This is a genomic window from Polyangiaceae bacterium (genome assembly GCA_016715885.1).
Lineage (GTDB): Bacteria > Myxococcota_A > Polyangia > Polyangiales > Polyangiaceae > Polyangium.
On record JADJXL010000003.1, the window covers coordinates 333296 to 348320 of the forward strand.

8 protein-coding genes are annotated in these 15025 nt (G+C 60.6%); 6 read left to right on the forward strand and 2 right to left on the reverse strand.

Features of this window, described 5'->3' with window-relative positions; translation table 11 throughout:
* The first annotated feature begins 41 nt into the window (after positions 1–41).
* The 3 genes from IPM54_07880 to IPM54_07890 are packed head-to-tail and all read left to right on the forward strand — an operon-like array spanning position 42 to position 4286.
* Positions 42–2666, forward strand: coding sequence for a hypothetical protein (locus tag IPM54_07880; protein ID MBK9259746.1), 2625 nt, complete (start codon positions 42–44; stop codon positions 2664–2666).
* A gap of 4 nt (positions 2667–2670) precedes the next feature.
* Positions 2671–3489: a hypothetical protein gene (locus tag IPM54_07885; protein MBK9259747.1), complete on the forward strand. Its 819-nt coding sequence runs from the start codon at positions 2671–2673 to the stop codon at positions 3487–3489.
* On the forward strand, positions 3486–4286 hold the full coding sequence (locus IPM54_07890; GenBank protein ID MBK9259748.1) for a dienelactone hydrolase family protein: 801 nt from the start codon (positions 3486–3488) through the stop codon (positions 4284–4286). The genes IPM54_07885 and IPM54_07890 overlap by 4 nt, the downstream gene beginning before the upstream one ends.
* A gap of 8 nt (positions 4287–4294) precedes the next feature.
* On the opposite strand, the gene IPM54_07895 is transcribed toward IPM54_07890, so the two are convergent.
* On the reverse strand, positions 4295–4468 hold the full coding sequence (locus tag IPM54_07895) for a hypothetical protein (GenBank protein ID MBK9259749.1): 174 nt from the start codon (positions 4466–4468) through the stop codon (positions 4295–4297).
* 222 nt (positions 4469–4690) lie between these two features.
* On the opposite strand from IPM54_07895, the gene IPM54_07900 reads away from it, so the two are divergent.
* The gene (locus tag IPM54_07900) at positions 4691–5638 is read left to right on the forward strand and encodes a hypothetical protein (protein ID MBK9259750.1); all 948 of its coding nucleotides are present in this window, start codon (positions 4691–4693) and stop codon (positions 5636–5638) included.
* 64 nt (positions 5639–5702) lie between these two features.
* Here IPM54_07900 and IPM54_07905 read toward each other — a convergent pair whose 3' ends face one another.
* The gene (locus tag IPM54_07905; protein MBK9259751.1) at positions 5703–9743 is read right to left on the reverse strand and encodes a M36 family metallopeptidase; all 4041 of its coding nucleotides are present in this window, start codon (positions 9741–9743) and stop codon (positions 5703–5705) included.
* A gap of 271 nt (positions 9744–10014) precedes the next feature.
* Here IPM54_07905 and IPM54_07910 point away from each other — a divergent pair, with 271 nt between their 5' ends.
* Positions 10015–11112: a hypothetical protein gene (locus IPM54_07910; GenBank protein ID MBK9259752.1), complete on the forward strand. Its 1098-nt coding sequence runs from the start codon at positions 10015–10017 to the stop codon at positions 11110–11112.
* Between the two features lie 218 nt (positions 11113–11330).
* Positions 11331–14990 (forward strand): DUF4215 domain-containing protein, encoded by a 3660-nt coding sequence (locus IPM54_07915; protein MBK9259753.1) that lies wholly within the window; start codon positions 11331–11333, stop codon positions 14988–14990.
* Positions 14991–15025 lie beyond the last annotated feature (35 nt).

Below are 15025 nucleotides of genomic sequence, written 5' to 3' on the forward strand. Positions count from 1 at the left end.
CTCGTTTCGGCCGCCTGCACGTGCACACGACCGCGACTCGCATGGAAACGTCCCTGATCGAACGAAGCCTCCGCAGTTCCGAAACGGGCGTGATCGCGGTCGACGAACGTATCGTCGCCCGCGTCATCAAGCGCGATCGCGAGCTCATCCGGCTCGGCGTTCCGCACGCGCACTGCTACTGGATCGAGCGCGACAAACTCCTTCAACTCGTAACGCCGCAACTGCTCGGAACCGAAGCGAAACACCTGCCCGAGCACGTCATTGTCCTGCCGCGCCCGAAAGCATCGGAGGTGCGTGGTGCGGCTCCTGGAGACGTCCTACGGTGGCTCTGGCGATCGGCTTTTCATGGGCACGTGCACGTCGCCATCGAAGCGTTGCGAAAGCAGGGCAAGCTCGACGACGCCGCCATCCGATCTCGCATTGATCGCATCGGACAAACGGAGTTCGACGAGATCCGCCGCGTGCTCGACACCGACGAGTTGATCTTTCCGCCCGGTGGAGACGCCGAGGTTTACACGGAATTTGCCGCGCTTTTGCTCGAGCTGCACCATTTCGCGCCGAGTCTCGTGGCGCGCACGTTCCCCTCGTTGCGACATCCGGCTCAGGCTCTTTCCGTCATCGCCGAAGACGTCGACGCAGCGCGGCTCATGGCTGCTTGCAAGCCTCGAGGAGCCGAAGAACCGAAGCCACGCGGAGCAGTGAAAGAGTCGACGACGCCAACCTATTCGGCGTTGCCTGCGCTCGACATTCTGCCCGCGTTTTTTTCGCGCCGAGTGACGACGAGCATTCAGGCCAAGAAGCTCATCGCGGAGGCCGCTGAAGCTCGCGTCGAAGGCAACCATGTGCGCAGCGCACTGTGTTGCCTCGCGGCCCTTCCCGCCGCGGGCGAAGATCAAGAGTTGTCACTACGAACGCTCGTTCGCCAAGACCTCGATGCGCTCGGTGCGCGTCTCGAAAAGGCGTTGAAGCCGCCCGATAGCGCGGAGGACACGCCGCCGATTCCGTGGACGTCGTCGCTCTTGCCGCTGGCAACCGTGGCGAGTGAACGGCAGGCGCTGCGGTATCCGGTCGAAGCGCGGCTTCTGTACGACTTGCAGCGAGCGTGCACGGAGCACGAGCGTGGAGCATCGGCCGTGGATGTCGTGAAGTGGGCGCTGTCCTTGGGCAAACGCCCCGTGGTGCGCAAGCTGCCGACGACGCGAGCTTTGCGCATCGCGCGGCACATGCGCAGCGCCCTCGACAAACTCCGTCACGCCGAGCTTCCGTCGGCCGATCGCAGGCTTCTTGCGCGCCTTTTGCGTCATGCGACGAAGCGCGCCGAGGACAACGTGCGCGCAACGCTGCGCCCCGCGCTTCAGGAGACGCTCGCGACGGTGGGGCTCGCTCCGGAGAGTTTGCCCGAGCGCGTCGCGAGCAAGAAGCTCGTCGAGGAACTGTGTGACAAGGCGGTCAGTCGCGGATTTCTGAGCATCGCCGAGCTTCGCGATGCGCTGTCGCGCAACCAGTTGAAGCTCGGCAACGTCGCGTTCCCACGCGAGATCGTGCTCGACGATGCGCTGCTTCGCGCGGATCAACTGCTCGATCTGAAGCTCGACGGCGTGTATCGCCGAGGCGAGATCTACCTGCGGATCTTGCAGAAAGTGTCGAGCGTTTTCTTCGGAACCAAGCTTGGTCGGTTCGCGACGCTTTACTTCATCCTGCCGATTGGCAGCGCGTTCGTGGGCCTCGAAGGTTTGGCGCACATGATCGCGCCCGTGGCGAAGAAGCTCGAAGCGACGCCACCGGCGATCGTCAACTGGCCGTCGATGGTGATCACGAGCGTCGTGATCTTCTGCCTGATCCACAGCGAATCGTTACGCATGGTCGCGTTGCGCGCGCTTTCCGAAGCTCGGGTCGGCATTGTGGGCGGGTTTGTCCGGGGCCTTCAAGTGGTTCATCGGTCTGCGGCCCATTCGCTTCATGCTCGAGAGTGGTTTGGCTCGTACGATTGGACAAACCATCGTGGCGCCGCTCGTCGTGACGCTTCTTTTGTACTTCTTGACGCCGCTGCGACAGCTCGGTGGTGGGATCAGCGTGATTGGCGCGACGGGGGTATTCGCCGCGGCCGCGGTTTGTCTCAACACACGAGTGGGTTTGGTCGTGCAGGAGATCGCGGTCGATCAGCTTGCGCGCGGGTGGGAAATGCTTGGAAAACGCGCACTTCCAGGCATATTTCGGCTCATCTTGGCGACGTTTCGCGCCATGCTCGAAGTGTCCGAGCGGATGCTCTACCGAGTGGACGAATGGCTTCGTTTCCGCGATGGCGAACATCGCGCCACGATTCCCATCAAAGCATTTCTCGGGCTCGTCTGGTTTTTCGTGGCGTACGTCATTCGCTTGTACGTGACGCTGCTCATCGAGCCGGAGATCAACCCGGTCAAACACTTTCCGGTCGTGACGGTCGCGCAAAAAATGACCTTATCGATTGCGGCCGACATGTTGGCATTCTTGAATCGAGCGCTCGCGCCGCTCGGGCCGGTGATTGGCGGGACGATCGCGGGGACGACGGTATTTTTATTTCCCAGCATATTCGGGTTTCTCGTTTGGGAGCTCAAAGAAAATTATCGTTTGTATCGGGAAAACCGCGCGCGCAAGCTGCAGCCCGTTCCCATTGGACAACGCGGTGAAACCGTGGGCACGCTGATGCGTCCAGGGTTTCATTCAGGGACACTTCCGAAACATTTTGCAAAATTGCGCAAAGCCGCTCGTCAAGCCGAGTTTGCGGAATCGCTGGGGAAAACGCATGCTCATAGCGCGCTGCGGGGATTACAGCAGACGCTGGAAGACTTGAAGGAGACGATACGGCGCGCGGTCGAACGCGAAGTGGGTGAGCTTTTGGCGGAATGTCCGCATTTTCAAGCGGGTTCCATTTCCGTCGTCGGCATCGAATTGGGATCGAACCGCGTCACGGTGGAGCTCGGTTGCGAAAAGCTTTCGAAATCGCACACGGTCGTGGCGTTCGAAGAACAAAGCGGGCTCATCGTGGCAAGTGTCACCGACCCTGGATTCATCGATGTTTTTCCGGACAATGCGACACGAATTTTATTCGAGAATGCGCTCGCAGGGTTTTACCGCGTGGCAGGCGTCGATCTCGTGCGCGAACAAATTCGTGCGGTGCTCGGGGAGGACGTAGCGTACGACATTTCGGACGAGGGCCTCGTGGTTTGGCCGGACGGAAATTATCAAACCGAAATCATTTATCGCTTGGATACCGGATACGAAGACCCGATCGTGGAGCCGACGGTACGTGGACGCGCGCCGACAGCTACGGCAAAACCCATTGATCTGCGCAAGATCATGTTCCGCGACCAACACATCACGTGGGCCGATTGGGTGGGTGCATGGAGCAACCATGAACCTCGAAAGGGCGGTTTTTCTCGCGTGCTTTTTGGCGCTTCGATTCTACCTCCATGGCAAGCAGGCCGTGGGCAGCAGGCGATATCGGCATGAAAACGAATATGTTGCTATCCGGATTGTTGCTCGCCTTCGCCGCGATGGCTTGCAGCCGAGACAAACCAGCCGAACCACTTCCCGCAGCATCCCCTGCCCCGTCGACACTTGCAGCGCCGTCTGCCGGGGCCGTCGTACCACGCATTCGGTACATCGAAAAAATGACCGGCGGTGCGGAGACGACCGAATCCGTTCCGGTCGTGGTAGCGATTCATGGATACGGTGATCGTCCCGAATCGTTCGCGAGATCTCTCGCAGGCTTATCGGCACGCGCGCGCCTCATTTTGCCTTATGGAATGTTCGTCCGCGAATCGGATGGTGGGTTTTATTGGTTCGCGCTTGGCGGATTCGAGGCCCAAATTCTAACGGAAGGCATGACCCACGCGTCGAATGCCCTTGCCTCGATGATCACGGAAATCGAAAAGACGCGCCCGATCCAGGGAAGACCCATCGTCACGGGTTTTTCCCAAGGTGGAATGCTCAGCTTCACGCTCGCCGTACTCCATCCGGATCGTATTGGCGAAGCGATTCCCGTTGCGGGCATGCTACCGCCGCCGCTTTTCCCGTCGTCATGGCCCATGGGAAGAATTGCGCCGCCCGTCGTCGCATTTCACGGCGACGCGGACGATATCGTGCGCATCGCGGGGGCACGCGACACGATAAGCGCGCTCTCTAAAGTAGGGTTTTCCGCAAAATTGACTGAATACCCGAACGTGCCGCACGCAATCTACCCCGACATGCGGCGAGATTGGATGGCAGCCATCGAGTCCGCGGTCAAACGCGCAGCGAACCCGTGAGCTAGAGGCTAAATCCATTTCGTGATTCGGAGACGAAATGCGGTCATCGCGACACCGGCCACCATGACGGCACCTACGAGCATCGTGACTGCAGTTGCCCACGCGGCAAGCGCCGCTCCGTCGCGAATGGCTCGATCGGCAAGGTCCGACGAATCGAGAGCTATCGAGTCGCGTGTCGACATGGCTGGATCCCCCGCACAACCCATCGCACGAAACCGACGCGCGTCGATATCGGGGATTGCCGGATTCGAGGGTCGGGATATTGCTGCACCGAGGCTCCTTGCAGTCGCAGTTTGCGGTGGACACTTCTGCGTCAATGCGGTATGCGTATGAACGCAATGCGCCCACATCGCTTTCTCGGCCCTTCCGTCCTCTTTACAATACTTCTTCTATGCAGCCCGCGAATGGCGCATGCTCAAGCGGCTGAAGGAAGCACTGCGCTCAACCAGTTCGACCCCGCACCTGCGGGGGATCGATTTTTCGGTGTGCCGTCCCCCTATACGCGGGGACATCTCGAGCCGCGAGTCATCGCGCTTTTCGATTATGCTCACAATCCGCTCGTCGTAAAAGATGCGACCGGGTCGCGTGCTGTCGTGTCGTCGCAGGGATTTTTGCACGTTGGCCTGTCATTTTCATTGTGGAATCGCCTGCTCGTGTCGGCGCACATGCCCATTGCATTGGCACAGGCCGGCGATGATCCGACGGTAGGTGGTGTTCATTTTCCGTCTCCAACCGGCCAGCAAGCGGGCGATTTGCGTATTGGGGGTCGCGTGCGGCTCACGGGTGGAGCTCGACAACCCCTTCAAATTGGCGTGGGAACCTCGTTTTACATCCCTACTTCACCGGACGATACGTACACCGGCGAAGCTTTCCGTCTAGCGCCGGAGCTCATTGCTGGGGGTCACATTTGGCGTTTGGTCTGGAGCGCCAACATTCGTCCAATGCTTCGCGCGTCGACGAGTCCGATTTCTTTGGATTATGGTGTCGCCCTCGCCTATCTGACCGAAGAGGATCGGCTGCAAATCGGCCTTGAATACATCGGTTCGACGCCGCTCCAAGACGGCGTCGCCACGCTTCCTGGAGGCGTGACGTTGCTGCGCGGGCGCGTGAGCAACGCCGAGCTTCATGCAAGCGCTCGGGTGCGCATTGCATCGGGCTTGTGGGCAGGTTTGGCGGCAGGACCGGGCTTTACCGATGCGATCGGCACGCCGGCGTTTCGCGCAACGGCCATGATTGGTTGGTTCGGCGAACCGCTCGAAGACCGCAGGCGCGATCGGTTGCGCAATCGAGACCGCAACCGACGGCGGGATCGTGATCCCAATCGCGAGCAGTGGCGCAACCGCACTCGCTAGAGGCTCAATCGGTTCGTTGACAAGAACGGGGCCGCATCGCTTGGATGCGGCCCCGCGCGCATGCTCAGCTTCGGCGACGACGCAGGCGCGCTGCGACGAGCCCGATCATGCCGAGCACCGAGAAGGCCGCGACCGGGTTTGTCGTGGAGGAACCCGCGACCTTGCAACCACAGCCGCCCTCGTCGAGAACGAGACCAGGCCTGCCCGCACCCGTGCCAGCCCCTCCATCACCTCCAGCTCCTCCCACTCCGCTCGACGCAGACGGGTCGACCGTGATCAAGACGGTATCCGAAGACGAACCTTTGCCATCGGAGACCGTGAGCTGGAACGTGAGTTTCGTCGCTGTCATGACGTCCGGCGCGACGAACGAAGGCGATACGCTCTCGGGTTGGTCGAGAGAAACCGAGGGCCCATCGACCTGAACCCATTTGTAGCTGAGCGGATCACCGTCGGGATCTTTGCTGTTCGAACCATCGAGCTTCACGGTGACGCCGCTGGCGACAGTGACGTCCATACCTGCATCGGCGAGGGGCAATCCCGCGCAATTCGTCGCATTCGGCACGATGGACGGGAACGGCTTGTTGGTTGCACCTTGCACCGCGATTTCGTCGATGTCCCAGCCGGTTTCACCCGCTGCCGGATCGGTTCCGATGCGGAAACGCATCTTGAACGATTGATTGGCAATGGCGCTGTTCAGGTTGAGCGTCGTCGTCGTGAAGGCCGGATGTCCGGGGCTCGTCGAGACAAACCCTTGGCGATTTCCCAACACGTTGCCGGAAATATCGGTGATCGTACCGTTGTACGGGTCTGCCCCGAATGCCGTGACGTCTTGCCACGATTGCCCGTTGTCCGTGGAGATTTCGATGACGGCACCGTCGTAATTGACGTTTCCACCACCACCTGGGGGCGGGCCAATTTCGAAGTCCCAACGATGCTTCAACGTAATCGATACGGGCCCACCGCCAGCGATGATCGTGGGCGACTCGAGCGACGTATCGGTTGGTGCAGGCGTATTGTCGCCGTGCCAAACGTGATTCGGCGGCCCATCGAGCCTGCGAGACCATACCGCGTCGGACGACGCGCCCGTCCGCGTCCACGCTTCGATGTCGCTCTCGACGGTGTCGGTCGTCGATGAAGCAGGCACGTTGTCGTAGTGGATGTAGGGCACTTCGACGACGGTGGTCTTCGAGATGCACGTTTGAGCACTGGTCACCGTGATGTTCAGTTCCACCGAGTCGATGTTCAGCACAGAGTCATCGAGCGTGACATCGATGGTCGCTTTTCCAGTCGCGAAAGGAGCGATGGAGCCAAACTGAGCCTGCGTGCCCTTGGGGAACGTAAGGCCGGGTTTCGATGCGGAAACGTCGACGACGGCGTCCGTCAAGTCGGCGATGCCCGTGTTCGCGAGCTCGACGGTGATGCGCCCCGTCTCTTTCGCATCGAGCTTGCCATCGCTGTCGCAAGACTGAATCGAATCATCCATGGCTCCGTCGAGCTTGCCGACTCTTGCTTTGACCTCAAAGCTTTCGACGACGCCGGCATAGTCGTTCGAGTTCACGTCGGGGGAGACGGCGCAGCTACCCGCGCCGCGTTTGGCGAAGGCGTTGGCGATGATCTTCATGTCTTCGATGTCCGCAGCGGCGGCTGCTGCGAGGATCGCGTCGCGTTGTTCGAGGAAGCTCGGGTTGGCCGGGGCGAGCTTCATGCCGCGCACGACGTAGTTCGCGATGCGCCGGCGGCCTTCTTCGAACGTGTAGGGAGCGCCCGGCTCCTGCGAACGCTTCAGGATGCCCACCATCGCTTCGAACATCATCGTTGCCCAGATTTCGCCGGCGTTGTGCACTTCGGCGTTGGGTGCGCCGATGGGCTGCACCGGATGCGTGTTCGGCAACGGCTCGCTGTTCATGATGTGCTTGAACGTCAACGCGTTCTTGTTCATGTCGACCGAGTACGGGATGCGGCGGATGCCGAAGTAGCCGCTGTCGCCGAGCGCTGCGGTTGCGTAGGTGCCGATGGCGTAGGTGCCGTCGAGGTTGTCACCTTCACGCATGTTCATGTGCATCGCGAAGAAGTCGCCCCAGCCTTCGCTTTCCGCGCCGCACATGTTGGAGCCGCAAGGAACGAGGCGCAGGTGGATGAAGTGGCCCCATTCGTGGGCGACGATGAGGTTGTCGATGGTGCCATCGCGCTGCACGTTGGAGGCGCCCGATCGCGTCATCGTCGCGTTGACGTTGCCCGCCTGGATGCCTTGTCTCAGCGTGTTGCCAGCGGTGACCGAAACGGACAGGACACCAATCGTAATGGGCGTGTTGATGTTGTTGTCTTGGCCCATCGCTGGTGGAGTGTCGGGATTCTGGCTGTTCGGCATGTTGGCGATGATGACGCCGATGGCGCCCGCATTTTGCGCATTGAGCGCTTTGCGTTCGAACGTGCACGCGCCGCGATCGATGAAGGCGATTCTCCCCATGATGTTGTTTTGAATGGCCTGACATCCATCGGAGACCGTGCCGTTCATTCCGCCTTGCGAATCGGCATTGGAACCATCGTTGACCGTCGACAGGACGCCCATCGTATTGAAGTTCGTCGGTCCAAAGTCTGCGACACCGACGTTGAAGTTTTGATTGAGCGCCGAAAGGCTCGCGCTGCCACTCGACGCGGCACTCCACACGTACATCTGCATGATGGGCGATTGGCCATCGCCCATGGCCTGCATGTTGGCATTGTTGGTGCCGCTGTAGTCTTGGGCTTCAGCCTTCAGCGGATCGTTGCCGGCGCCGCCGCGACCGAAGTTGTTCACTTGCGCGTTGCCAGCGGCCTCGTCGAAGCCCGAGTCGTACCAATAGTCGTGCAGGTAATTGTTGACGTAGAAGAGCTGCGTGACCGCCGCCATCGTTTGATTTTGGCTCGACGTGGGTGACAACGAAGTGTCGTACGTCCGGTCGAACGTGGCCGGCGCCGTCGTGGTTGCTCGCACGTCGTTCGAGTTTGGCGTGAATCCATCGCCTTGCGACCTATCGGCATACGCGTCGACGTTGTTGCCGTTCGTGGTCGTGGCATTGGCAGGTAGCCATGGATCGAACGTGCCTTCCGGATTCGTATTGAATCCGTCCATGGACACCAGGACCGGGGCAATGTACGCGGGCGACGAACCATCCGCCATTCCCGTAGGATGCGGATTGTAATCGGCTTGGGGGCCATCGAGCGGGCGATTTTGATGTTTCGGATCCGCCCAAACGCGGTAATTGAAAGCTGCGGCATGGGTCAGGTTTTCGCGGTACAGGACCCGCGCATCGTCGGCCGCGATTACGTAGGCATAAGCGTCGGCGTCGTGCTCGTCGATAGGCTTGGGGCGCATTTCGAGGAAATAGGCAGGAACGAGGTGATCACCCAATGGGAAATACACCTTTTTTATGCGCGCGGGGCCGGCGAACTCGAGGTCATTGACGGGGAGGAGATCGAAAAGATCGTAACGACCCGATTGTCCGGTCGAAACGACTCGCTCGACCGGAACGACGACTTCGTGGAGATCGCCGAGCGCGCTCGCGATGGCATCGCCGGGGGTAATGGCAAACGTCCGCGAAATCCGCTTGCTGCCTGCGATGGCTTCCGGGTGCAGGTTGTTCGACGCGGCCACCATGCGATGGGCCCTATCGAGCATGACGGTGGCTCGACCGCGAAAAACCTCGATTCCTTCGAGCTCTTGGGCGAACCGTACGATGATTCCGCCTTCGCCAGAATCGTCGATTTCGCGAATGACTGCAGAATCGGCGGCTGCCTGGGGCAAACCAATGCGCAGAAGGGTATTCGACAAAGCAGCGCGAGCCGCTATATCGGGGGCCGTCACGGATTTCAAAGGAATCGGCGCGGACGAATCACGAACGCCCCAAATGAAGGACGGAATGCCACGCCGCGGATCCACCGATGTCACGGAGATGGGCTGGCCTGCATTCGAACGGAGAACCTGCATGGGCGCAGGTTTCGTCAACGCTCCTCGATTGGATGCTCCTTGATAAGAAGCATCGAAGTTCGGCAGCTCTTTTGCATGGGCAAACGAAGCCCCGAGCAGCGCCCCGAGCATGGTAAGACAACGAGCAGAACGCTTCATCGAATCCTCCAACGACGTAGGTGCCAGTGCACCGCGCAACGAGTCACTGGCGAAGCACCGAGCGTCTCCAGCCGTAGCGGTTTATCGACCGGGTGGGAAGCGGTTCATGCGCTGATTTCAGATGAAAGCGGCGCTTGGTCGATGGCTCGCCCACGCATTCGCACGATGGTGGAAGATTTCATCTTCCGCGATCTTCGTGCAGTGTGGGAATGTCCAGGGTGCGTTTGCCGAGGTGCATGGATGCCTTTGTCGTGCTAATGCGCGCCCGCGCATGAATCGATGGTACACTTGGGGATTTTGTGCCGCTGTCTTGGGAGCTTGCGGGCCACGAGCGCCGGCGGGTTTGGATGGTACATCCGCTCCGCCTCGTCCGAGTGTGGTCACACCCGTGCAAACGGCGGTGCCCATCGCTTCCGCAACGCCTTCTTCGTCGGCCGCGGCGGCGCCGCCCGAAGCGCCTCCGACGACGCCGCCACCGGCCGAACCGGATCCGAGTTTGTCAGGGCCACCGTTTCCACCGCCCGCGTTCGTCCCGCCACACCAGCGCACCGCTTCCCCGGGTGACGGCACGTTCACGCTCGTCGAAGAAGGTGCTGCAGCGGGCACGGGAGCTCTGGCGCGAACGACCGTTCATCCGCATCCGTACAAACGAGATGCGTTCGTGGTCGTCTTGGCCGTGGATCTTCGCCGGGTGGATCTCGTGCCGATGGCGGGCACCGAGGAGCCGGTGTCCAAGACGGTGCCTGTGGAGAAACGACCGGGGCTCGTTCCCGCCGCCGATATTCCGTCGCTCATTGCGGTGTTCAATGGAGGATTTCTGACCAAGCACGGTCAATGGGGCATGAAAGTCGATGGCGACGAGTTTGTCCCGGCACGGGAAGACGCGTGTACGGTCGCTTTTGTCGACGATGGTTCGCTTCGAATTGCCACGCACCGAACGCTTTTGCCCATCGCATCGCGCCTTCGTTCGTACCGCCAAACTCCGCCGTGTCTTGCAGAAGGCGGGACGCTCGATCCGCGCCTCGCTCACGAAGACACCGCGCGTTTATGGGGCGCGGCCATTGGTGGCAAACGGGAAATTCGTCGTACCGCCATTGGGCTCGATGCGACAGGAAAAACGCTTTTTTTCGGCATCGGTGAATGGATATGGGCAAGAGACATCGCATTGGCAATGAAGTCGGCTGGGGCGGTGGACATTGCGGAGCTCGACATCAACTGGTCGTACACGCGGTTTCTCCTGTACGACCGTTCGACGCCGCCCAAGGTGGTGTCGACGTTGATTGAGAAAGTCGCATACTCCAAAGACGGCTACGTATCGAAGCCGGCGCCGCGCGACTTCTTCTACCTGCGGCGCAAAGCTCTTCCGTGATTCAGCCGGGCGATGTGCGCTCGCGGGCCGTACGCCGCATGACGCGCGCTGCTATCCGAGACGAGGACGAACCTCTGGATTCTTCTTCCGAACCCACTCTCTCCTCTTGACCCGTTTTTCCGATTGTGGTCTGGTGCGGACACGATGGTCCAAACCGTGCCGACCAAGCGAAAGTCGGTACGTCTTGAGCGCGCAGCGCCGATGTGGAGAGAACCAGCATGAGTCGATGGAGACGTTCTGCTTCGAATACCCTTGCGGCATCTAGCTTTGGGCTCCTTGCCATGCTGCTCGGTTCGTCTGCAGGCTGCGAGTTCATTACGCGTGTGGATCGTTCGGAGATTCCCGAAGGCGCTGGTGGCACCGGTGGAACGGGTGGAGCCGGCAGCGAATGCGCGACGGCGGACGAGTGTCCCGGAACCGACACGGTTTGTCGAACTCGAACATGTGTCGCGGGTGTGTGCGGGTTTGCCGATGCCCCGGCGGGAACGGCGACGGGCAATGAAACGATGGCGGACTGTTTGCGCGAGGTGTGTGACGGTCAAGGTACCGTGACGACCGAGCCTGACGACGCGGACATCCTCGACGATCAAAACGATTGCACGACCGACCTTTGCGCTCTTGGCCAGCCGCAAAATATGCCTTTGGCAGCGGGCGCCACGTGTTCGTCGAACGGCGGAAACGTGTGCGACGGAGCGGGCGCGTGTGTCGAGTGCACGGCGCCGTCGGATTGTACGAGTCTCGTGTGCACCGCGAACCAGTGCGTTCCGCCAGCATGCGCCGACGTGGTGAAAAACGGCTCGGAAACCGATGTCGACTGCGGCGGCGCGGATTGTGCCGGATGTGCCGACGGGCTCGCTTGCAACGTGGCTGCGGACTGCGCGAGCAAGGTGTGCACGTTGAACGTTTGTCAAGTCCCGACGTGCTCCGACAGCATCGAAAACGGCACTGAATCGGACATCGATTGTGGCGGATCGTGCATGCCTTGCGGCCCGGGTCTCGGATGTAACCAGGATACCGATTGCGTCGGCGGAGCATGTTCGGGATCGGTTTGTCTCGAGACGTGCACGGATGACATCACGAACGGCAACGAAACCGACGTCGATTGTGGTGGACCAACGTGCACCCCGTGCGCCGATGGCGAAACGTGTTCCGTCAATTCGGACTGTGAAAGCAAAGTTTGCGACAATGGCGTTTGTCTGGTCCCCACGTGCACCGATGGAGTGCAAAACGGAATGGAAACGGGGCCCGACTGCGGCGGACCGACGTGTAACAAGTGCGCTGATAACCTCGGTTGCAACGAAGCGAGTGACTGCGAAAGCGGCGTCTGCTCCGGAATGGTTTGTCAGGTGCCGTCGTGCATGGACATGGTCATGAATGGCACGGAGACGGACGTCGATTGCGGCGGCGGCGCTTGTCCGGGGTGCGACCTTGGAAAGGCATGTGCGCAAAATGGCGATTGCTCGAGCAACATCTGCACGGGGAGCATTTGCGTCATTTCGCTGTGCGGCGATAGCCTGATAACGGGAGCGGAAACCTGCGACGACGGAAATGCCGATAGCGGCGACGGCTGCGATTCGAATTGTGCGCCGGAAACGGGCTTCACGTGCACCGGCGTGCCGACGGTATGCACGCCCATCTGCAACGATTCGATCGTCGTCATGGGCGAAGGTTGCGACGACGGCAATGCCACCGATGGCGACGGGTGCTCCGCAATGTGCACCGTCGAAACTGGCTATGGCTGTATGGGCAGTCCGAGCGTATGCACGCCGGTGTGTGGCGATGGCATCATTGGCGTGGGTGAAACCTGTGACGATGGCAATCCATTCGGCGGAGATGGATGCAGCACCACGTGCACGGTCGAAATGGGCTTCGACTGCACGGGGACGCCGAGCGTTTGCACGGCCATTTGTGGCGACTCTTTGCTCGTCGGATTCGAAGAATGCGACGATGGCAATACGACGGCGGGCGACGGCTGCAACGATGTGTGTGTCGTCGAGCCGAATTATGGCTGCACGGGCATACCGAGCGTATGTTACCCGATCGAGCTCGAGCCAAACGGCACGTGCGTCGATGCAAGTGGACCCTTTGCGCCGCCATTCGTCCTCAATGGGCGCATTACGCCGACGGGTGACGAAGACTATATCGAGTTCACGGTGCCGGCGTACGCGGATCTGAAGATTCAAACGTGGGCTCCGAACGTCGGGCAATGTGTATCCGGCAATGACACGGTCATCGACCTACGCGCGTCCAACTGCACGACGGTTTTGGTCACCGACGACGACGGCGGCCTTTCCCCTTGCTCGCTCATCGATTCCGCGATAGCGGCCGATGCTGGCGCGAAGCACGTCGCGCCGGGAACGTATTACGTACGCGTCACCCGCTTCGGGAATTCCGCAACGATCCCCGCCTACAAGCTCCAAGTCACCTACAATGCGCTTTGCGGCGACGGCGTCGTGCAGGGCTCGGAAACGTGCGACGACGGCAACTTGACCCCCGGCGATGGCTGCAATGCCGAATGTCGCGTCGAGGGCACCCCCGAAACCGAGCCGAATGACATGTGCGGCGCAGCGAATGGCCCCTTCACGCTGCCCAAGCTCATCGATGGATCGATTACGGCGGGCACCGACAAGGACCTTTATGCGTTCACCATTCCGGCTCACGCCGACGTCAAGATTCAAACGTTCGTGCCGTCGTTCGACACGTGCACGACGGGCAATGACACGGTCGTCCACCTGCGAGGCACGGATTGCAGCACGATCCTGACCACGAATGACAATGGCGGAGTGGGAACCTGTTCGCTCATCAATTCCACGACGCATGGATCGGCTGCAAATCTGCCGCCTGGTACTTACTATGTGGAGGTCGAAGAAAACGGCAATAATGCGGCCATTGCGAACTACCAATTGCTCATCGGCCTGAACGCTCTGTGCGGCGACGGGCAGACGCAAGGATCGGAAACGTGCGATGACGGCAATACGACGAGCGGCGATGGTTGTGCCGACAATTGCCGCCTCGAGCAGGGCTGGACGTGCACCGGAGCGCCGAGCGTCTGCACGTTCGATTGCGGCGACGGAGCGATTACCGGCACCGAGCAATGCGACGACGGCAATATGACAGCGAGCGACGGCTGCAGCGATCTGTGCCTCATCGATCCGGGATACATTTGCAGCGGAACACCGAGCATGTGTATTTTCACATGTGGCAACGGCATGGTCGATGGCAACGACCAATGCGATGATGGAAATACCATGGCAGGCGATGGATGCTCGCCCGGATGCGCTGTCGAGCTCGATTACAAGTGCACGGGCGCTCCCAGTACGTGCACGATCTTCGAGAGCTTGTGCAACGACGGCATGGACAACGATGGCGACGGCGGAGCGGATGCCGCCGACACCGATTGCCAAATTCCCGCCTACTTCCCGGCCTGTTCGGCAGGACAACAGCTCCGCGTTTTCAAGTCGATCGATGTTCCGAAATCGATCCCGGACAGCAATTCAACGGGCGTCACGAGCAACCTCTTCGTCGGCCTCGGCGCAGGCACGATCGCTCGCGCCGCACTCCTCTACAACATTACGCACACCTGGGACGCGGATCTCGACCTGTTCTTGATTCCGCCGGGCATTGCGCAGATGGACGTATGCTCCGACAACGGTGGCTCGCTCGAGCACTTCACGAATACGGTGCTCGATTCCACGTGTTCCACGTCGGTCGTGAGTGGCGCGGCCCCCTTCTCCGGTTGCTATCAGCCCGAAACTTCGTTTGCGTCGCTTGCCGGCATGCCAGCAGAAGGCGTTTGGAAGTTCAAAGCCGCTGACGATGCAGGCGGTGACACTGGCACCATCAATAGCTGGGCCATGATCTTCTGCATTGCTCCTTGAGGCGGCAGGCGGCGCGCCCATTCCACTGGCGACGC